This window comes from Pseudalkalibacillus decolorationis (genome assembly GCF_024609785.1).
GTDB lineage: Bacteria > Bacillota > Bacilli > Bacillales > Fictibacillaceae > Pseudalkalibacillus > Pseudalkalibacillus decolorationis.
This window is the reverse complement of sequence record NZ_JANHJQ010000006.1, coordinates 1-21,172: the sequence shown is the minus strand read 5'-3', so window position 1 is coordinate 21,172 and position 21,172 is coordinate 1. Positions and strand designations below refer to the sequence as shown.

22 protein-coding genes are annotated in these 21,172 nt (G+C 41.5%); 1 reads left to right on the top strand and 21 read right to left on the bottom strand.

The window, feature by feature from the left end; genetic code table 11:
- Nucleotides 1–98: 98 nt before the first annotated feature.
- The 18 genes from NON16_RS07100 to NON16_RS07015 all read right to left on the bottom strand — a co-directional run bounded on the left by NON16_RS07100 (nt 99) and on the right by NON16_RS07015 (nt 15,073).
- Nucleotides 99–548 (bottom strand): Lrp/AsnC family transcriptional regulator, encoded by a 450-nt coding sequence (locus tag NON16_RS07100; RefSeq protein ID WP_257348096.1) that lies wholly within the window; start codon nt 546–548, stop codon nt 99–101.
- A gap of 145 nt (nt 549–693) precedes the next feature.
- Nucleotides 694–1,623, bottom strand: a complete 930-nt coding sequence (locus tag NON16_RS07095) for a nuclease-related domain-containing protein (RefSeq protein ID WP_257348095.1) — start codon at nt 1,621–1,623, stop codon at nt 694–696.
- 488 nt (nt 1,624–2,111) lie between these two features.
- Entirely contained in the window at nt 2,112–2,516 is a 405-nt protein-coding gene (locus NON16_RS07090) for a F0F1 ATP synthase subunit epsilon (RefSeq protein WP_257348094.1), read from the bottom strand.
- A 287-nt stretch (nt 2,517–2,803) separates the two neighbouring features.
- The gene (gene atpD, locus NON16_RS07085; RefSeq protein ID WP_257348093.1) at nt 2,804–4,207 is read right to left on the bottom strand and encodes a F0F1 ATP synthase subunit beta; all 1,404 of its coding nucleotides are present in this window, start codon (nt 4,205–4,207) and stop codon (nt 2,804–2,806) included.
- Between the two features lie 61 nt (nt 4,208–4,268).
- The gene (gene atpG, locus NON16_RS07080; protein WP_257348091.1) at nt 4,269–5,126 is read right to left on the bottom strand and encodes an ATP synthase F1 subunit gamma; all 858 of its coding nucleotides are present in this window, start codon (nt 5,124–5,126) and stop codon (nt 4,269–4,271) included.
- 139 nt (nt 5,127–5,265) lie between these two features.
- The gene (atpA, locus tag NON16_RS07075) at nt 5,266–6,774 is read right to left on the bottom strand and encodes a F0F1 ATP synthase subunit alpha (RefSeq protein WP_257348089.1); all 1,509 of its coding nucleotides are present in this window, start codon (nt 6,772–6,774) and stop codon (nt 5,266–5,268) included.
- Nucleotides 6,775–6,799: 25 nt separating this feature from the next.
- Nucleotides 6,800–7,348 carry a F0F1 ATP synthase subunit delta gene (locus NON16_RS07070; protein ID WP_257348088.1) on the bottom strand — a complete coding sequence of 183 codons (549 nt, stop codon included), beginning with the start codon at nt 7,346–7,348 and terminating at the stop codon, nt 6,800–6,802.
- The gene (gene atpF, locus NON16_RS07065; protein WP_257348299.1) at nt 7,345–7,809 is read right to left on the bottom strand and encodes a F0F1 ATP synthase subunit B; all 465 of its coding nucleotides are present in this window, start codon (nt 7,807–7,809) and stop codon (nt 7,345–7,347) included. The genes NON16_RS07070 and atpF overlap by 4 nt, the downstream gene beginning before the upstream one ends.
- 196 nt (nt 7,810–8,005) lie before the next feature.
- Nucleotides 8,006–8,218: a F0F1 ATP synthase subunit C gene (atpE, locus tag NON16_RS07060; protein WP_308216592.1), complete on the bottom strand. Its 213-nt coding sequence runs from the start codon at nt 8,216–8,218 to the stop codon at nt 8,006–8,008.
- Nucleotides 8,219–8,437: 219 nt separating this feature from the next.
- Nucleotides 8,438–9,148 (bottom strand): F0F1 ATP synthase subunit A, encoded by a 711-nt coding sequence (gene atpB / locus NON16_RS07055; protein ID WP_257348296.1) that lies wholly within the window; start codon nt 9,146–9,148, stop codon nt 8,438–8,440.
- A gap of 25 nt (nt 9,149–9,173) precedes the next feature.
- Complete coding sequence (locus NON16_RS07050) at nt 9,174–9,548, bottom strand: ATP synthase subunit I (RefSeq protein WP_257348087.1); 375 nt, start codon at nt 9,546–9,548, stop codon at nt 9,174–9,176.
- Nucleotides 9,545–9,772 (bottom strand): AtpZ/AtpI family protein, encoded by a 228-nt coding sequence (locus tag NON16_RS07045; protein WP_257348085.1) that lies wholly within the window; start codon nt 9,770–9,772, stop codon nt 9,545–9,547. Before NON16_RS07045 ends, NON16_RS07050 begins: the two co-directional genes overlap by 4 nt.
- Nucleotides 9,773–10,095: 323 nt before the next feature.
- Nucleotides 10,096–10,725, bottom strand: coding sequence for a uracil phosphoribosyltransferase (upp, locus tag NON16_RS07040; protein ID WP_257348084.1), 630 nt, complete (start codon nt 10,723–10,725; stop codon nt 10,096–10,098).
- Nucleotides 10,726–11,263: 538 nt separating this feature from the next.
- Complete coding sequence (glyA, locus tag NON16_RS07035; RefSeq protein WP_257348083.1) at nt 11,264–12,499, bottom strand: serine hydroxymethyltransferase; 1,236 nt, start codon at nt 12,497–12,499, stop codon at nt 11,264–11,266.
- A 131-nt stretch (nt 12,500–12,630) separates the two neighbouring features.
- Entirely contained in the window at nt 12,631–13,203 is a 573-nt protein-coding gene (locus NON16_RS07030; RefSeq protein WP_257348082.1) for a TIGR01440 family protein, read from the bottom strand.
- Between the two features lie 75 nt (nt 13,204–13,278).
- The gene (rpiB, locus tag NON16_RS07025) at nt 13,279–13,722 is read right to left on the bottom strand and encodes a ribose 5-phosphate isomerase B (protein ID WP_257348080.1); all 444 of its coding nucleotides are present in this window, start codon (nt 13,720–13,722) and stop codon (nt 13,279–13,281) included.
- 116 nt (nt 13,723–13,838) lie between these two features.
- A complete protein-coding gene (locus NON16_RS07020; protein ID WP_257348079.1) occupies nt 13,839–14,318 on the bottom strand; it encodes a low molecular weight protein arginine phosphatase in 480 nt (159 codons plus the stop codon).
- 203 nt (nt 14,319–14,521) lie between these two features.
- Complete coding sequence (locus tag NON16_RS07015) at nt 14,522–15,073, bottom strand: manganese efflux pump MntP (RefSeq protein ID WP_257348078.1); 552 nt, start codon at nt 15,071–15,073, stop codon at nt 14,522–14,524.
- Nucleotides 15,074–15,403: 330 nt separating this feature from the next.
- On the opposite strand from NON16_RS07015, the gene NON16_RS07010 reads away from it, so the two are divergent.
- On the top strand, nt 15,404–17,641 hold the full coding sequence (locus NON16_RS07010) for a PAS domain S-box protein (protein WP_257348077.1): 2,238 nt from the start codon (nt 15,404–15,406) through the stop codon (nt 17,639–17,641).
- A 686-nt stretch (nt 17,642–18,327) separates the two neighbouring features.
- On the opposite strand, the gene NON16_RS07005 is transcribed toward NON16_RS07010, so the two are convergent.
- The 3 genes from NON16_RS07005 to spoIIR form a co-directional block, all read right to left on the bottom strand.
- Nucleotides 18,328–19,377, bottom strand: a complete 1,050-nt coding sequence (locus NON16_RS07005) for an L-threonylcarbamoyladenylate synthase (protein ID WP_372508764.1) — start codon at nt 19,375–19,377, stop codon at nt 18,328–18,330.
- A 101-nt stretch (nt 19,378–19,478) separates the two neighbouring features.
- Nucleotides 19,479–19,922, bottom strand: coding sequence for a GNAT family N-acetyltransferase (locus tag NON16_RS07000; RefSeq protein WP_257348075.1), 444 nt, complete (start codon nt 19,920–19,922; stop codon nt 19,479–19,481).
- A 393-nt stretch (nt 19,923–20,315) separates the two neighbouring features.
- Entirely contained in the window at nt 20,316–20,972 is a 657-nt protein-coding gene (gene spoIIR / locus NON16_RS06995) for a stage II sporulation protein R (protein WP_257348074.1), read from the bottom strand.
- Between the last annotated feature and the right edge of the window lie 200 nt (nt 20,973–21,172).

The following is a 21,172-nucleotide window of genomic DNA, read 5'->3' as shown; positions in this document are numbered from 1 at the left end:
AATCCTATTTTTCAATCATTTTGTAATGTAAGTCCAGACGCGTATTTATTCCTGACTTTTTATTTTATACTCACGTGTTCATCGCTCTCTTTGTTGTCTTACAACTTTAATCCTGCTCTGCTCTTAAACCTTCTCAAAAGGATATGACTTTCTACACGGGTAATCCCTTCAAGTGCATATAATTCATTGTTCGTAAAGGATTCCAATGCAGCAAAGTCGCTAACTAATACATGCATATGTAACGTACTTGGACCGGTCATTTGATAACAACTTGCAACACTTGGGTTACTTGCTAATGCCTCTGCTACTTCTACTAGAAAACTTGGTTCGCAATCTACTTCAAAAAATGCAGATACCGTTTTTCCGACTTTTTCAGAATTGATCATTACACTGAACTTTTCTATAACACCGTATTTTATCAGTTGGTTAATTCTTTCTCTTACGGATACCCTCGATAAATTAAGCTCTTTTCCAATATCCACATATGACATCCTGCCATCAAGTGTTAGTAATTCTAATATCTTCTTATCAATCTGATCAATTTTCACGCCCATCACCACACAAATGTAAAGTTTTAAGCTAATTATATATGTAAACTAGTTGTATTGGCAATTTTTGATTATTTAGTAACATAGGAAGTTTTAGTGTATAACTACTTTAGCGTTGAGGATGAGGGCTATTTATTGCAACTAATCAGCTTTCCTTTTGAGGACAAACATAATGAGAGGACTTCCCTAGCTTAATGAGTTTGTAGTTTTTTACTAGGATTCTACGGATTGTTTTTTTGGATTTGATGATTTTACACCATTCGTGCAATGTGTTTACGGTTATACTTTTTTCTGGAAAAAGAATACTTAATTCCTTTGCACTTCGTAAAACAGCCGAGGTGACATCTTCACTACAGCCACATGATTCGCAGATCAGCTTGGAGTTTTTCACTTCAGAAATTAATGTGTGACACCCCGGACAAGTAATCCCTTTTTCAAGGTGATCATAGTTATAAGTTGGTAATTGCATGAAGGAAGAGTTGTTTAAATGAAGGGATCGTAATTTTTGTGCGAATTTTAAATGTTTGTCTGTTAAATTCGGAGGTTTCAAGGAGATTTTGTCTATAAAACGATTGATGTGTGGTGGAAGAATAATAGATGGATCCATGGGTGCGTGATATAAGTAAAAATTCGGGTTAATGAAGACGAGGTACGATTCAATTGGAGAGTTATAGTTAAGCTCTTTCATTAATTGACGAAATAACGATTCACTTCGTTTCAGTTGGAGAATTGGATTTTTCCTTTCTTTTTTCGTGTTTTTGTTAATCCACCGATCACCCTCTAAATAACTATCACCCTCATAGTTTTTGACCTCTACAAGGTAAATTGTGTCTTTAAAAATCAGTGTCGAATCAATCTGAAAGGTACTGTTGTTTATTTCCAGCAAGAGATCATTTAGAATCAGGTAATTACCGGAGAGGGTCTCTAGCAATCCGTCAAATTTCTGTTCGCCTTGAAATCCTTTTTCAAGGTTCCAATAATAACTCGATTCCTTTTCCGTCAGGGCTATTCGTGTATTCAGCGATCTGAGAATTATTAATTCCTTCATTTCATAACGAGCTTTATGAAAATTCATATCCCACATCCTTAACGTATAATTTTTAATACTGTATTATATTCATTTTAGGAACTTTCACCTAATTTTACTAGCCTAAAGTTGATTATCAGCAAAAAGTCACCAAATTCTAAAGATGTGCATTTGGGGGTAATTTGAAGTAGATTCGTTCCCTTTTCGTATTTGGTCCCTAACTGTAGCCAGAGGGCCATTCGTGCTCTTTCCGTGCAATAACTGCAGCTATAGGGCATGAATAGGCGTGATTTGTTCCCTTTCCGAGCAATAACTGCAGCTGGTGGGCACGAATAAGGGCCATTCGTGCTTTTTCTGTACAATAACTGCAGCTATAGGGAACGATTAAGTGTGTTTCATTCCCCCTATCCGTAAAACCTGAACTTCCAAGTTGTGATGGAACTGATATGGGTGGCGAATTCCTAGTTGTAGTTCCATTTTGTCACATAAATGTAAAAAGGCACCTGAGAAAACTATCTCAGGTGCCTTTTTTCCTACTATTTTCCACTGACATCAATACGGTTGATGGCGCGGTTTAGCGCAAGATCTGCACGTTTAAAATCGATGTCATCTTGTTTTGAACCTTGAAGACGACGCTCTGCACGTTCCTTTGCTGCTCGAGCTCGATCAACGTTAATATCAACCGGAAGCTCTGCTGCTTGTGCAAGGATCGTTACTTTATCTGGTCGTACTTCGAGAAACCCACCACTAACAGCCAGGATCTGTGTATTGCCGCCTTTTTTAACGCGAACTGCATTAATCGTTAGCGGAGCAACAAGCGGAACGTGGCCAGGTAGGATTCCAAGCTCACCGCTTGTGGCTTTCGTGCTGACCATTTCTGCGTCTGCTGCTTCGTACACAGGGCCATCAGGGGTGACGACACTTACTGTGAATGTCTTCATGAAACCCCTCCTCGGGCCTTAATCATGTAAAGTTGTACAAAAAGTCCGGTAAAAATAGCTGTCGAATTTCTTCGTTACTTGGTCTCTTCGGTCCCCACGTATTACAAGAAAGCGTTGAGTTCATCGATGTACATTCATTGTGCACCTGCGTCTAACTAGTCAATGCTATCGATGAAAGTTTCCTCGGTGCACGGCAGCTAAGATGCCTTCAAGTGAGTGGCCTTCCTCGAGACTTTCGCGCCTCGAACTTCTCGGCTCTTTTCATCCTCCTTTTTGTACGTCTATTTTTATGCCATTTGCTTAGCTTTTTCGATCACTTCTTCGATTCTACCTACAAGACGGAATGCGTCTTCTGGAAGATCATCGTGCTTACCATCAAGAATTTCTCTGAATCCGCTGATTGTTTCTTTTACCGGTACATAAGAACCTTTTTGTCCAGTAAACTGTTCAGCAACGTGGAAGTTTTGAGATAGGAAGAACTGAATACGACGTGCACGTGAAACGGTCATCTTATCTTCTTCACTAAGCTCATCCATACCTAGGATTGCAATGATATCTTGAAGTTCTTTATAACGTTGCAGTGTTTGCTGAACTTGACGAGCGACATTGTAGTGCTCTTCTCCAACAATTTCAGGTGCTAATGCACGAGATGTTGAAGCAAGTGGGTCTACCGCCGGGTAGATACCCATTTCAGAAAGCTTACGCTCAAGGTTTGTAGTCGCATCTAAGTGGGCGAATGTTGTTGCTGGTGCCGGGTCAGTGTAGTCATCGGCAGGAACATAAATCGCCTGAATCGATGTAACAGATCCCTTTTTCGTAGATGTGATACGTTCTTGAAGTTGACCCATTTCTGTAGCAAGCGTTGGCTGGTAACCTACTGCAGATGGCATACGGCCAAGTAGTGCGGATACCTCTGAACCTGCTTGTGTGAAACGGAAAATATTGTCGATGAAGAACAATACGTCTTGTCCTTGCTCATCACGGAAGTATTCTGCCATTGTAAGACCAGTTAGGGCAACACGTTGACGTGCTCCTGGTGGTTCATTCATCTGACCGAATACCATCGCTGTTTTGTTAATAACTCCAGAATCTTTCATTTCGTAGTAAAGGTCGTTACCTTCACGAGTACGTTCTCCAACACCTGCGAATACGGAAATACCACCGTGTTCTTGTGCGATGTTGTTGATTAGTTCCTGGATCAATACTGTCTTACCTACTCCTGCTCCACCGAACAAACCGATCTTACCACCCTTTACGTACGGTGCAAGAAGGTCTACGACTTTAATTCCTGTTTCAAGGATTTCCGTCTTTGTTGTTAGTTCGTCAAACTTTGGTGCTTCACGGTGAATCGGATCTCGCTGAATATTAGTAGCAAGTTCCTCATCAAGGTCAATCTTTTCACCTAATACGTTGAAAACACGACCTAATGTTACGTCACCAACTGGAACGGAGATTGGTGCTCCTGTATCATCTACTTCTGTTCCTCGTACTAGTCCGTCGGTGGAAGCCATTGCAACCGTACGAACAGTGTCATCACCAAGGTGAAGTGATACTTCAAGGGTTAAGTCAATCGACTTTTCACCTTTATTGCTTTGGACTTTAAGTGCATTATAGATCTCAGGTAGGCTCCCGCTGTCGAATTGTACGTCGACAACCGGACCCATGATTTGAGTGATGCGTCCTTTGTTCATGTTATTCCCTCCTAACGTCCTTTTGAGGATGCTTTATGCTTTAGCCTGTTGGCTGTTTCGTCTATTCGAGTGCAGCTGCTCCACCGACAATTTCGGTAATTTCTTGAGTAATTGCTGCCTGTCGAGCACGGTTATATGATAGAGATAGGCTACCGATAATCTCGTCCGCATTATCTGTTGCACTCTTCATAGCAGTCATACGAGAAGCATGTTCACTTGCTTTTGCATCGAGCAAAGCGCCATAAATCAAGCTCTCAGCGTACTGAGGTAACAATTCTTCAAGAATCTCTTCTTCAGAGGGCTCATACTCGTATGAGCTCTTTGCTGAAGTTCCACCGATGTCAGTGAGTGGTAACAGCTTCTTTTCAGTGAGATTCTGCTGGATCACACTGACAAAGTGGTTGTAATACATATAAAGTTCGTCGTATACACCATCCGCATACTTTTGAACAGCATCACTAGCGATTGCTTTGATATCAGCGAATTCTGGTTGATCGTTTAAACCAACAATACTGTCTTCAATCGGCATTTTTCGGTTTTTGAAAAATTGAAGCCCGACCTTGCCGACTACGATGACCGTATATTCATCCGTTGATTTGTGTCGCTCCTGAATCGTTCGGTAGACATGGCGTAGGATGCTGCTGTTATAAGGACCTGCTAGTCCTTTATCAGCTGTGATCACAAGGTACGCTGTTTTTTTGACCGGCCGACTTTGGAGCATAGGATGACGAGCATTTGTACTGCCGCTCGCAATGCTTGCGACAACCTCTTGGATTTTGTCCATATATGGAACGAAAGACTTGGCATTGTTTTCAGCCCGATTTAATTTCGCAGCTGAAACCATCTCCATCGCTTTCGTAATTTGCTTCATCTTTTTAGTCGACGTAATTCGTGACTTTATATCACGTAAAGATGCCACTCATTTCACCACCTTACTTGCACAGGACGTGCTGGCTTCGACGTTGTCACAGGACGTGACGAATAGTCAAAGATCATTCCCGGCTTGTGTTTTAGTCCATCTCATTTTTTCCCGAGTTTAAGAATCCGTATATGTGTTCTTATTCAGATACAACAAATGTTTTCTTAAATTCATTGATCGCGCCTTGCATATCTTCGTCGGCAGGAAGGTTTCCTGTTTCACGGATACCAGCCAGAAGTTCCTTACGGTTGTGATCCAACCAAGTATAGTAATCTTCTTCAAAACGCTGAATATCTTCCACTGGAATATCATCAAGGAATCCACGAGTTAGTGCATAAAGGATGGCAACTTGCTTTTCAACGGCAAGTGGCTTGTGCAACCCTTGCTTTAAGACTTCAACCGTACGTTCACCACGGTTCAGCTTCGCTTTAGTTGCTTTATCGAGATCTGAACCAAACTGAGCAAACGCTTCTAGCTCACGGTAAGAGGCAAGGTCTAGACGAAGTGTACCTGATACCTTTCTCATTGCCTTAACCTGTGCAGATCCACCAACACGAGATACGGATAGACCTGCGTTAACCGCTGGACGTACACCTGAGAAGAAGAGATCTGATTGTAAGAAGATCTGTCCGTCAGTGATCGAGATAACGTTTGTTGGAATATATGCAGATACGTCACCTGCTTGTGTTTCGATAAACGGAAGGGCTGTAAGAGATCCTCCGCCTTTCGCATCACTTAACTTAGCTGCACGCTCTAATAGGCGTGAGTGCAAGTAGAAGACATCCCCTGGGAATGCTTCCCGACCTGGAGGACGACGAAGCAATAGCGAAAGTTCACGGTATGCAGCTGCTTGCTTAGAAAGGTCATCATAAATAACGAGTACGTGCTTCCCGTTATACATGAATTCCTCACCCATTGTTACTCCTGCATAAGCTGCAAGGTAAAGAAGTGGAGCCGGTTGAGATGCACTTGCTGTAACTACAATCGTATAATCTAGTGCACCGTGTTCGCGAAGTGTTTCAACAACGCCTGCAACGGTAGATTCTTTTTGGCCAATTGCTACATAAATACAAATCATGTCTTCATCTTTTTGGTTAATGATCGCATCGATTGCAATAGCTGTCTTACCAGTCTGACGGTCTCCGATTACCAATTCACGCTGGCCGCGTCCGATCGGGATCAAAGAGTCGATTGCTTTCATACCCGTTTGAAGCGGTTCGTGTACAGATTTACGATCCATTACACCAGGAGCTGGGCTTTCGATTGGACGAGTCTTGCTTGTTTCAATTGCACCTTTACCATCTACCGGTTGGCCCAAAGAGTTTACTACACGCCCTAGTAGTTCTTCACCTACAGGAACCTCCATAATACGGCCTGTACGCTTTACTTCGTCACCTTCACGAATATCGACATATGGTCCGAGGATGATGATACCGACGTTGTTTTCCTCAAGGTTTTGGGCCATACCCATTACACCGTTGGAAAATTCAACGAGCTCCCCAGCCATGACATTGTCTAATCCATGGACACGTGCGATACCGTCACCGACTTGGATTACAGTACCTACATCACTAACTTCTATTTCAGAAGAGTAATTTTCGATTTGTTGTTTGATAAGCGAACTAATTTCTTCCGCCTTAATGCTCATGAATTTCACCCCTATCTTACTTGTCTCACTTGGAGACTAGTTGACGTTGAATTCGGTTTAATTTACCACTTACACTTCCGTCAAAGATTCGATTTCCGACCTTTACTTTAATGCCGCCGACCAAGTCTTGATCGATTACATTTTTGACGCGAAGATGCTTAACGTTTAACTGCTTCGCAAACGTTTCAGAAATAGCGTTTTGTTCTTCTTCTGTTAAGATTCGTACAGAATATACAGTCGCATTTGCAATGCTGCGTTCTTCGTTTGCAAGCTCGATATACTGATCGACCATGCTTGGAATCATCGCCTCACGCTTACGATCAACCATCAATAAAAGCGTATTGTGAACGGGCTTTGATATCTCCTTGCTAAAAAGCTTAGATAGCAATGCTTTTTTATCATCACCTGAAATTTTCGGATGGTTCAAAACTGTTAATAAGCGCTCATTATCTTGAATAACTGTTGCTACCAAGAGAAGTTCCTTTTCCACCTGGTCAAGAGAACCCTTCTCACGAACAACCTCGAATAGAGCAGCGGCATAGCGTTTTGCTATAACTTCTCTGTCCTTACTCATCGAGCTTCGCCTACCTCTTTAAGATAATCGTCGACAAGCTTTTCCTGGCTCTTTTCGTCCAGTTCCTTGGCAATTACCTTAGACGCAATTTGTACAGACAATGCTGCAACTTCATTGCGTAATGTTTGAACGGCTTGTTCTTTTTCACGTCCAATTTCAGAAAGGGCAGCTTCTTTCATGCGGTTCGATTCTTCACGAGCTGCTTGAAGAATGGCCTCACCCTGTTGTTCACCTTGCTTTTTAGCAGCTTCTATTAAAGCTTGTGCTTCTTTACGTGCTTCTCTTAACGCTTCTGTTTGTTGTGTTAAATATGTTTCTGCTTCTTTACGTCTGGTTTCTGCTTCAGTTATTTCATTTCCGATGTGTTGTTCCCGTTCTTTCATGATGCCCATTAATGGACCGAACGCATATTTACGAAGTAAGAACAACAAAACTAAGAACGCTAATAACTGATACAACATATCGCCGGCATTAAAACCAGCCGCACCCAAAATCAAACTATCTGGATTAAAGATATGCACAGCGGTTCCTCCCTTCATAGGTCATACATAAGGAATGGCGAAGGTCTCACTTAGATCTTCGCCACTATGAAACACTTCATTCAAAGGTTATGACCAACCAATTGTGTGTTTTGTAACTGTCACAAATTGTCGTAAATTAGCTTCCAAGTACGATAAACGCGATAACGACACCGATAATTGGAAGTGCTTCTACTAGTGCGATACCAATAAACATTGTTGTTTGAAGAGTGCCACGCAATTCTGGTTGACGAGCAATTCCTTCAACTGTACGTCCTACGATTAGACCATTACCTATACCGGCACCAATTGCCGCTAGACCTACTGCAAGTGCAGCTGCGATTAAATTCATTTTAATTTCCTCCTTGAGAATGTATTATATAATTACTCCCCAGTGGGGTTTGTTCCTAAAGTTAATTGAATCTTAGTTCAAAAGTCGACGAAATTCGACGTTTATCAACGAGCGGTACTTGCATGATTACTACGAGTTGTACCGAGAAAGCTTACTCCAACGATAAACTAGTAGACGCAGGTACATGAATGAGACCCTTGGACCTTTTTGAACATCATATCAATGTTCGTCGCCCACTTTATGAGCCATGTACACCATCGTCAACATCGTAAAGATGAACGCTTGAATAGCGCCTACGAAAATACTGAAGCCTTGCCATACCAGCATTGGGATAAAGGATAGAACCCCTGCAAAGATACCTGCGGTTCCAGCTCCTGCAAGTAATGTCAAGAGTACTTCACCCGCATAAATGTTTCCGTAAAGTCGGAGACCGAGTGTCAAGGTGTTTGCAAACTCCTCGATAATCTTCAGCGGAAACAAAAACTTCATTGGTTTTAAAAAGTCTCCACCGTATTCCTTGGCACCTTTTAGCTTAATTGCATAAAAATGTGTTAATACCAGAACCATCATGGCCAAAGTCATTGTGATAGCCGGATCAGCAGTCGGTGATTTCCACCAAAGATTGTGATCAATGACGACTGCAAGCGGAATGCCGAGCATGTTCGCTACAAAAATGTACATAATCAGCGTTAGCCCAAGCGTCAGAAAACGCCCTCCAGTCTTCCAGTCCATCGTGCTGTTAATAATGCCTTTAACAAAATCGATGACCCACTCCATGAAATTCTGTACTCCACCGGGACGCATTTGCAAACTACGTGACCCTGCTATTGCAAGTAAGAACACAATCAAAGAAGCAATTGTTATCATTAAGATATTAGATAGGTTGAAAGACAACCCCAAAAACTCCGCGGTTACTGCTCCATGTTCCAAATCTTTCACCTCTCTTCCCCGTAGTTCATTTAGAAGCAAAATAAAAATCTATCAACATGATAAAGTACATCATGAGTAAACCAACAACGACTGCAATCAAGTTCAGCATTTCTGGGTAACGCACCGCTACAAGGACAGCGAGTCCTGCGGTCATTAACCTTGTCAGAGAACCTAAGGTTTTGACCTTTCTCCCTTCGACAACAGCTTGTCCTAAACGGCCCACTTTACGGTGCATTGACCAAACGTTCAGTAGGCTGACAGCAATTCCTAGACACAATCCTAGAAATACCGCTTGATACTCTGTGAATCCCCAGCCGGCAACACTGATCGCTAAAAGGTAAAGTCCGTATTTTATGTACCGTCGAAACGCATTTTTATAGTCTGAGAGGTGTTCGGTCATTGTTCCTCTTCTCCAAAATAGCGCTGGATTAACTTGATCATCCCGTATACACCCGCAGCAAGTCCGATAAACAGTCCGATAATGAGAAAAAGTGGAGCTGTTCCAATTGTACGATCCAACCACATTCCGCCGAAAATGCCTACTAATATTGAACCGACAAGCTGTGAGAGAATGCCAGACATTAAGGCCATCGAATGGAAGGGAGAACGTTTTCCAGTGCGCATGCTATCGCACTCCTTTTGGGTGAATCTTGACAAAGTTGCCTGAGACATATCTTTGTCTTTCATTCACTATTAGTAACCATCGGTCTTTTCATACAAAACGGAAAACCTTCCTTATTATAAAGGGTTATTTTCCGACGTAAATACGGTAGTAAAAAACGGGGTCTTCAAATTTGCTAGATTGTTTATTTAATGGGCATGAAAACCTTCTCATACATCCTTTGTAAGAATACTATAGCGACCTACCCATGTCAATTGCGTTCAAGGCAAAATCTTTGGTAAGTTTTGAAAACTTTTTGAACATTAAAATGAAGTGGAGAATATGTTCATTTTGTACCGTAAAGTCTGTCACCTGCATCGCCTAATCCTGGGACGATGTATCCCTTTTCATTAAGCATTTCGTCAAGTGCTCCTAGGTAAATATCGACATCAGGATGTTCTTCTTGCACAGTTGCTACTCCTTCAGGAGCTGCAATCAGGCACATTAGCTTAATGTTTTTGGCACCGCGGTTTTTAAGTGAAGTAATTGCCGCAATCGCAGAACCACCCGTAGCAAGCATCGGATCGATAACGATGAGTTCCCGTTCCTCAACATCCGTCGGAAGCTTCACGTAATATTCGATCGGCTTCAATGTTTCAGGATCGCGGTACAAGCCGACATGACCAACCTTTGCTGTAGGAATAAGCTTCAAGATTCCATCAACCATTCCAAGCCCTGCACGAAGTATAGGAACGAGCCCGAGTTTTTTCCCAGCAATGGTGTATGCTTTTGCTTCCGCAACAGGCGTTTTCACAGTTACCTCCTGCAAGGGTAATTCACGAGTGATCTCGAAGGCCATTAGAGCAGCAACCTCATCGACAAGCTCGCGAAACTCCTTTGTTCCTGTAGACACATCACGAATGTATGTGATTTTGTGTTGGATTAATGGGTGGTCCAGTACGTGTACCTTACTCATTCATCATCTCTCCTCTTTATTATTTTTATGAAGATAGTTGGTTGTCTAAATACGGGTTTTAACAAATCTGTTTATGATCTGATTAATTGTGTTAACCTCTCGAAAATTGTACAGAAAAACAGAGGTAAGTTCAACACGATAAAACTGGAAAGTTCTAATCACATAAAATAGGTTCATAACCGGGTTCAAGTGTCGAAATTTGCATTCTGGCCTGATTATTGTTTCGAGTGGACAGATTATCACCATTTTGGATGAATTGGTGGTCATTCTGGACAGATTACCTTGATTTCGGATCAATTGTTGGTCATTGTGGACAGATTATTTCGATTCTGGACAGATTAGCCCAAATCCACCTCCATCATTCCTACAATGAATCGTTTTTATGGCAAATTTAAAGGGCAAACAGCCTCTACAACAACATTTCGTTCTAAAATGTTGTTAAACTGAGGAGTTTGCCCCCGTTTAAATCACTTTTTCTCATTAGGTGAACTGTTCAGCTAATGTTCAACATCTGTACTTACCTTTTTAACAATTGGAACTACTTATATAGAGGAAATCGCGCGGTCAATGCGGTTACTCGCTTGCCTGCTTCTTCCTTTGTCTTCTCATCTTCTGGGTTTCCAAGTACTAGAGCCATGATCGAAGCAATTTCTTTCATTTCCTCATGACCGAATCCCCTTGTTGTAACAGCGGCTGTTCCAATACGGACACCACTCGTTACAAACGGACTTTCTGGATCGAATGGAATTGTGTTTTTATTTACAGTAATTCCAATTTCATCAAGGGCATGTTCAGCCACTTTCCCTGTAATGTTCATGTTTCGAACATCCACTAGCAATAGATGATTGTCGGTACCGCCTGAAACGAGGGACAAGCCTTCTGATATCAATGCTTCACCAAGTGCTTTTGCATTACTGATCACGTTCTCTGAGTATTCCTTAAAGCCTTCATCTAATGCTTCACCAAATGCAACGGCCTTTGCAGCGATTACATGCATTAATGGTCCACCCTGAATCCCAGGGAAAATCGATTTGTCGATTTTCTTCGCAAACTCTTCTTTACATATAATCAAACCTCCGCGTGGTCCTCTTAACGTTTTATGAGTAGTTGAAGTAACGAAATCTGCATACGGCACTGGATTTGGGTGTAGTCCAGCTGCAACCAGACCTGCGATGTGAGCCATATCTACCATCAAATAAGCACCGACCTCATCGGCAATTTCACGGAACCTCTTGAAGTCAATTGTACGTGGATATGCACTTGCACCTGCAACGATCATCTTTGGCTTATGTTCCTTTGCCTTTTCAAGTACATCGTCATATTGAATGGTGTGATCCTCTTTGTCGACCCCGTACTCTACGAAGTTATATTGGACGCCACTAAAGTTTACAGGACTTCCGTGTGTTAGGTGTCCACCATGCGACAGGTTCATCCCGAGGACCGTATCACCATGCTCTAACACTGTAAAATAAACACCCATGTTAGCCTGTGCGCCGGAATGGGCTTGAACGTTTACGTGTTCAGCACCAAATAGTTTTTTGGCACGGTCACGAGCAAGGTTTTCAACTACATCGACATGCTCGCAGCCCCCGTAATATCGTCGTCCTGGGTAGCCTTCTGCGTATTTGTTCGTTAAAACGGATCCTTGTGCCTCCATTACCGCTTCACTGACAAAATTTTCAGAAGCGATTAATTCAATCTTTTCTCGTTGACGCTGTAGTTCATTTTGAATCGACTCGTACAATTCTGGATCTTGATTCTGAACGTTATGCATGGTTCCACTCCTCTTCCGTATCTATCTATTATCGTAGTCTCTCAACAATGTTTATATTTTATCATTATTGTTAAGCTAACGTAATGCTAAACCGGTATATAATTTAAAAAGTAGCATTCGGGTGGTCCCCTTTAGGTGCACGTATATTCTTCTTTGGTCGGATATACCGCCCGCTCTCCACCGATTAGTTTCGGGCGTGTCCTAGCGAGCGTCACATGCGCGTCTCCAATTGACTTCACTTCACTTCGAACCGGAACCGCAACATGCTTTAGATGCATCCCAATAAATGTATCCCCGATATCGATTCCGGCATCTGCTTTTATAAACTCAACCACGACAGGATTCTTCATGTGATGGTAAACATAGGTCGACATCGCTCCACCTGCTGACCGAACAGGCACTACAGAAACAATTTCGAATCCACGCTCAAGGGCGACATCACGCTCCATTACTAGAGCGCGGTTCAGATGCTCACAACATTGAAAGGCAACACATACTTCTGTCTTTACTTGAAATTGTTGGATTCCTTCAAAAATCTGATGTGCGACATCCATTGTCCCAGATGTTCCAATTGCCTCACCCAATACTTCACTTGTACTAGCTCCTACAACAAGTAAATGATTGGAGGATAAAGGCATTGCACTATCCAGGTCCTCGAGTACTTGTAAAACCTGGTTCTGGATTTGTTGTAGTGAGTCGTCCATATCCATTTCTTCCTTTCATTTTCGCCTTTTTAGATTAGGAAGTTCACCTGTAACGTGTGGTGTTCTGTTACTCAGTTAAGCTTTACTTTCATACTCCTTGATTTTGCCGACTCGACGTTCATGACGCCCGCCTTCAAATTCCGTTTCGAGCCAAACCTTTGCGATTTCTTTTGCGAGTCCTGGTCCAATGATGCGCTCACCCATCGCTAGAACGTTGGAATCATTATGAAGTCTCGTTACTTTTGCAGTAAATAAATCATGAACAAGTGCGCACCGTACGCCTTGGACCTTGTTTGCTGTAATAGACATTCCAATGCCTGTACCACAAATCAATATCCCCCGGTCTACTTCGCCATTGGCCACCTTTTCCGCAACAGGCAACGCGTAGTCCGGATAATCGACTGAATCAGAGCAATTACAACCCACATCTTCATATTGAATATTTAGCTCATCCATAACCTCTTTAATATCATCTTTAATTTTGTAACCAGCATGGTCACTGCCAATTGCGACTTTCATCTATAATTCCTCCAATTTGAGTTAAAAATAAGTATCGAGTATTTATCTTTATTGTAAATCGTTTTAAACGGTCTAATCAACTGCTCTATTTCTTTATTTTATATTTGTTCGTTTTTTCAACTATGTTTTTTTGTTTCCTTCACTAGTTTAGAAATGAGTGCGTCTAATTCTTTGAATGTTTGGCGGTAGATGTCTGCGTGACCTCCATATGGATCGGAAACATCAAGTGACAATCCGTTATTTTCAGAGACCGTTTCATTGGTTGTTTCTCGTTCTACGAATTCTTTTACAGTATAAACGCGTTTGCCAAGACCTGGTGCTTGCATGACAATTGACTGCTTATGCTGTTCTGTCATCGTTAAAATAAAATCGGACCAATCAATTAAATCCTTTGTTAGCGGTTTAGAAGTATGATCAATAGGAATCCCTTCTTGATACAAAACTTCAACGGTTTGTTCGCTTGCAGGATTACCTGGTGCAGCAAATAAACCAGCTGACTTTGCTTCAAATGTTCCTTTTGAACGATGATTCAATATCGCCTCTGCCATCGGACTCCGGCAAGTATTTCCAGTACAAACAAATAAGATTCGAGACATGGGTACTCCTCCTATACGTCTACATCTTATAATTTTACCATATATGGGCCTAAATTATTTTACAAATAAAGAAAACTCGGCGATTGCCGAGCCTTTAGGCGAAGTCAGAGCCGTAGTTGAACTTATACTATAGAAAGTATTTTTATACTTTCTTAACGTGCGAAAAAAGGAGCGTGATCGTTTGCTAACGATACTCCACTCCATTACGCTAATAGTTTTAAACCAAAGGATAAAAGTATACATCCTCCAAATGCTTCGCTATAGGAACCGAACCAGTTTTGTGCTTTTCGTCCAATTATTAAACCAGCCCATGTTAATACCGCACTGAATACGCCAAACAAAAGAACTGTCACAATCACTTTTGCACCAAATATTCCAAGGCTAAGCCCAACAGAAAAGCTGTCTAGGCTAACACTAATCGAAAAAAGCCATACGCCTATCCCCTTAGGCGTAATAAACGGTTCCTCGCCGGATCGAAACGAAGAAATAATCATTTGAATTCCTAGTACAATGAGTAATCCTCCGCCAATCCATGTCGCTATATTTCCGAAATGTATAGAAAGTTGTTGTCCTATTGCCATACCAAGTAGAGGCATAATCATATGGAACAACCCAATTAAAATACCGACTTTTAAAATCTGCCGCAAACGGAGTGAGATCATCCCCATTCCTAGACCCATCGAAAATGCATCCATACCTAACGCGATTGCCATAATCATAAGCGTGACAAATTCCCCAAGCATAGCTGTGTCCATCGCGCGCCTCCCTTTTTAACCGATAATACAACCTATGCATGTCTCCTCCGGTTTAGACTTTAGAAGTTGTGCACAAACAGCCGTGTTAACAGGAAGTTCGTCTTTTTGACAAAGGCAGTGAAATTGGTCTACTTTATGAACCTAAATTGGACATTTCGTAGCATTTTAAAAAGAAAGTAGTTACACATAAAAGGAAATCCCGAGATTGTAGTGAATTTAATTCAGATAGGAAATTTTTTCACGTAATATAAAATACTTTTCTAAAGTATAAGTTCAACCAAGGCGACCGGTGGCATTTGCCAAGTTTCCTTTATGAGTCGGAGGGTTAATATGAATGTTAACGAAAATACTTCTTCGTTATTTTCCGTCCTAACAGCTGATAATAATGAATTATCAAAAACCGTTAAGAATGACTCACACGTACAGGCGGATCATGTTCAAGATAGCCTTATGTTTTTAATCGAAAAGTGCGAATCGTTCTTTAAATATGTTAGCTGTCAGGGCAGTTTATTGGAGAAGTTTGGTTTTACTAGAGATGAATTAGAAGGAAAAACCTTAGAAGAATGCTATACGTTTGAATTTGCCAAACGCAGAGCTGGGTCCTTCATGCAAGCATGGGAAGGAAATTCTGTAGCATATGAGGATGAAATAAATGGGATCCCTTACCTCGGTGCAGTCTCTCCAGTTTATAATAGTGAAGGTCATGTTCAGCAGCTACAGGGATTTTGTGTCGATATCAGTTCATGGAAGCAATCTGAACAAAGGCTTAAGGAAAGAGAACAATATTTCCGAACATTGGTTAAATATCATCCAGATGGGGTTTATACGCTTGATACAGACGGGCAGTTTTTATATGTAAATCCAGCCGGGGCATTAATAGCTGGATATGAAAGCCACGAACTTGTGGGCAAACAGTCTTTTCCACTAATTGTTCCTGAAGAGAGGGAAAATGCAAAAATCTATTTTCATAGAGCACGCGAAGGCCATGTCTTAAAGTACGAGATCAAAATATACCATAAAAATGGAATGAAGGTTCCAGTTGAAGTAACCAATATCCCGATTACAATCGATGGGAAAGTACATAGTATCTACGGCATTGTAAAGGATTTGACCCAAAGCAAAGAATACGAAAAGGAATTAAATTTTGTAAAGGATCGGCTATCTGGCATGATTCAACATTCAGCGGATGCGATTGCCATCTTTGACATGAATGATCGTTTAATAGATGCCAATCCGACTTACGAAAACATTTATGGATGGAAAAGAAGAGAGTTGATCGGATTTTTCGTTCGCCACATTCCAGCCGAACTGAAAGAATCCTATTACAGCATGGTCGAAAATGTTAAAAAAGGGATGAAATATTCGGGAATCGAAACTGTTCGAATCAAAAAGGATGGTTCACGCTTTTATGTAAATGTTACGATGTCTCCTCTCAAAGACGAAAACGGAACAATTTGCGGCTATTCAACGGTTATACGTGACATTACTGCCCAAAAACGTGCCCAAGAAGCTCTCCATGAAAGCAATGAACATTATCGCATTATAACTGAAAATACACTTGATTTGATTAATGTATTCGACTGTGATGGAGCCCTGCTCTATGCCTCACCGTCACTGAAAACGATTCTTGGATATGAGGTTCAGCCTTACACAAAGTCAGATATTAAAAAAATCATTCACCCAGATGATAGTAATTCTATGTTTGAAATGTTTCAAAAAATGCTCGAATCAAAAGATTCCTTCAAGAAAGATTACATGTTTCGACACGCTGATGGTCATTGGGTTTATTTAGAGTGTCATGGAATGCCTGTATTAAACAGTGAAGGGGAGGTCGAGTCCTTCGTAACGATTTCACGTGATATTACCGACCGAAGACAGACGGAGGACTTTTTACGAAAATCTGAAAAGCTAACGGTTCTTGGTCAGCTTGCAGCAGGGATCGCTCATGAGATCCGAAATCCACTCACCTCCCTAAAAGGATTCACCCATATCCTAAGGGCAAAGGCAGAGGAGGAAGACATTGAATACTATGAAATTATGCTGTCAGAGCTGGATCGAATTAATACGATCGTCGGTGAATTTATGATGCTAGCAAAACCGCAGCCTAGAGATGTGAAATTAAACGATGTCAATCAGCTACTCGCTGAGGTTGTTGCATTGCTTATGGCTCAGGCAAATCTTCATAGTGTGCAGATTGCGTTCGATTCCGTCCCATTGCCAACTCTGCAATGTGAATCTGATCAGCTGAAGCAAGTGTTCATTAATGTGATGAAAAATGCAATCGAGTCAATGGAAGAAGCAGGAGGAACACTTTCAGTCGAAACCAAACGAACTGACGAATGGATATCTATTCATTTTCGTGATGAAGGATGTGGGATTTCTGAAGAAATGCTCACCCAGATTGGAGAACCCTTTTATACGACTAAAGAAAAAGGAACAGGACTCGGTATGATGATCTGTTATAAGATTGTTGAAAACCATAGAGGCAAAATTGAAGTCAAAAGTACGCTCAATGAGGGTACAACTGTAACCATCCTGCTGCCAGTGCAAAAGGGGTATGTAAGTTAAAACCGGGTATTAACCATTATGACTCAAAAATGCTTAGTGTTTTGCCGCGAAAAAAATGGTTTTTACGCGGCAATCCCAAAGAACAAAATACTGTAGTTCCTTCTATCTTCCCATTAATAATAAAAAAACTACATTTTGCCTATTATCCTGGTGTCCCGGATCCATTTAGTTGAATTATTCCCAGTTCGGATGAATTCTGGATTCTCTGGATGAATAATCCCCCAGTTCGGATGAATTCCAGATTTTCCGGATGAATTATCCCCAGTTCGGACCAATTCCAGCTTTTCTGGATGAATAATTCTCAGTTCGGATGAATTCCTGATTTTCCGGATGAATTATTCTGAATACAGCTCTTATTTCTGCATTTTTTCATTAAATATGATCTTCTTGTACTTTTGAAGAAGAATTATTGCTATTTTTAACGCGAAATTAGCTTCAGATAGATCTCTGACATGTACCATCGCTAAGCTAAAGGCCATTTTGAATCAAAAGTTATCCACAGCTTAAAAATTTTATAGTTTCCAAACCAATAAAGAAAACTTGGCTAGCACCAAGCCTTGGCGCTGGCGATCGCCTTAGTTGCGCTTATACTAAAGAAAGTATGTTTATACTTTCTTTACTTGTAAAAAAAGCGAGACACTTATTGCTGTCCCGCTCCTGAAAATCGTCATGCTCCATATCCTTAATTATTCTTGCCGATTCTTTGAGAGCACCTTATTTCCGGCTGCTTTAAGCAAACGGTTCATCAATGCCTCCCCAATTCCTTCAACAGGGTACATTTCTGCCAATATGACTCCGACTGATGAATCATCAAACGATCGTAATTGGTTATAAAGCTGTTGCGCGACCTTCTCGATCTGGTCACTTGGACCGACCATGCGCACTTCATCAGCCGTTAGTTGACCAGCTAGTTCATCACTTACAAGAATCCCGACGGTTTGCCCATCGTTTTGATACTGATTAATTTTATCCTGAAAAAAGGTCCGGTCACCATTGATTAAATAAAGCGGTGCATTTGGTGCATAGTGAGTGTACTTCATCCCTGGCGATTTCGGTACAAGATTCTCTTCAAGCAAAGCCCGGTCCAACTCCACATTCTCCACAACGGTTTCCAGCTGTGACTTTGTTATTCCCCCAGGTCTTAAGATCGTCACCTTCCCACCAGATGCTTCAACAACGGTCGATTCCAAACCGACACCTGTTGCCCCTCCGTCAATGATGCCTTTTATTCGGCCGTTCAAATCGTAAAAAACGTGCTCAGCATTTGTCGGGCTTGGCTTTCCTGATCGATTTGCACTTGGAGCAGCCAACGGTGTCCCGGCTAACTCAATTAATGCGAGGGCAACTGGGTGATCAGGCATCCGTACCCCAACCGTATCTAGTCCCGCTGTCGTTTTTTCAGCAATATACTTACTTTTCGGTAATACAATCGTTAACGGACCAGGCCAGAAAGCATCCATCAATTTCTCAGCGATCTCGTTCCAATCGGAAGCAGCTAACGGTAATTGTTCACGACTGGAAATGTGAACAATCAACGGATTATCACTCGGTCGGCCTTTCGCCTCAAAAATTTTCTCAATCGCCTCGTTCGAACACGCATTAGCCCCAAGGCCATACACCGTTTCTGTCGGAAATGCGACGACTTCACCGTCTTTTATCCACATAGCAGCTTCTACTATATCCTGATGCCCTGTTAAGTTATCCACATTGTGTACATTCCATTTTCGAGTTATCAACTGTTCCATGTGGGTAAAGACTCCTTTTTATTGCGTATTATTGCACTATTTCCACTATTTACCCACAATTCAAAGAAAAATGTGGATAACTTTGTGGATAGCTAAGGAGCAGGTACTAAGCTTCGTTTCATTATTGCAATCTGATCCTTATCGTATTGTTGGATATGCGGGCTCGCTAATAGGATTTGCGGAACATGTTCATGTGCGGTTTCGGTAAATCCTAATGTATGAAAAATCGTAGTAACTCTTGTCAGTAAGTAAGCCTTCTCGATTCCTTGCTGTTCCGCATGCCGAAGCACAGAGGTCAATAAACGTAGCAATAATTCTTCCGATGAATAATCTTTATCCAATACGAGTGAGCGAATTAAGCCATTTTTCCCATAGCGCTCTAACCCTACTGTCCCTGCCATCTTCTTTTTGTCAGTTTCGAGAATGACAAAGGAACGAATGCATTCATCAATACCTTCACTAGATAATCCCGCTTGTGTTACGAACTGTTTAATGGACGGCGCATCGGTCGGTTCGGCTACACGAAACGACAGCATCTCATCCTCTCCTTTCTAGCAATTCTACTCTATTCTATGAGCGGAAAGAAGAGAATATCCCATTTTTCTAGAATTCTATAGTTATAACCTAGCCATAAAGAAAACTTGGCTAGCGCCAAGCCTTAGCGCAGGTGATCGCCGTAGTTGCACTTATACTATAGAAAGTATTTTTATACTTTCTTAACGTGTAAGAAAAGCGGAAGCGCCCTGCTTAGGTGCGATAAAGAAAACTAGGTCAGTGCCAAGCTTTGCGAAGGCGATTGCCTAAGTTCCTCGAAAAAACAATTACATCTTTTTCTTCGGACCTCGAGCACCTAGGCGCTGCAGCTAGACATTGCATCGATGCAGCCCAATTTATATACTTTCTTAACGTGTTAAAAAGGGAATCTAGTATTATGTAAATAGATTCCCTACGTTATCCAGAAGTGATTGAAAGAATTCGAAGACAAAGAATTTCACTTCAGGTTCTTCTTTATCTGTTACTTTATTTTGTTGCGTTCCATCTTGAGGAACTTTTTCATCGTCGGTTTGGACCGCATCGCCATTTTCAAAGTCTAAGAAGCAGAGCGGTGGAAATAGTACACACCACCAATTTTCCCCAGTTCCCTCTCCTAGCGTAATAAGTACGGCTTCATACTCCCCAGCAGGGTACACATATTCTCCGTACATCTTTGTTGGAAATGCAACTGGTCCAAAGTCAACCTCAAACGTTTCATGTAAGCCAAGCTCTATTAAAGAAGAATCAACAATCGTTTTGATCTGTGGTAGCTCACGTTTAATGATTGCCCTTGCTTCCTCAAGCGATTCAATACCATATACCCATTCGGTAATCTGTTTATTTACCTTATCACGGATCAACCTTTTCACTTTTTGATCCTCGTTAGAATCACTGTTGGCAAGAATTCGTAAGCGAATCGAGTCTTCAGGAATTTTCTGCTCTGTAGCTGGGATATTATTGAAAGAAGCATTCGCTACTTTAATTTGAGTTTCATAGAATACAACCATTACAATCAATGTTAATAAAAATAAGATAAGTCCATTTCGTTTCATTTTTCCTCCACACCCTTCCTGGTAAACAGTGTGGACGGGAAACGAATAATCTATACTATCAATCTATCTTTTTATAAGAAAAGCGCAAGCGCCCTGCTTAGCCACGAAGGTCACTGGAAGACCGACGAGGAGGCTGTTGCCGCCGCAGGAGGACTGAAGTGATCCAAGTGGCTGGGCGCTGGAGCTAGACATCACTTCTA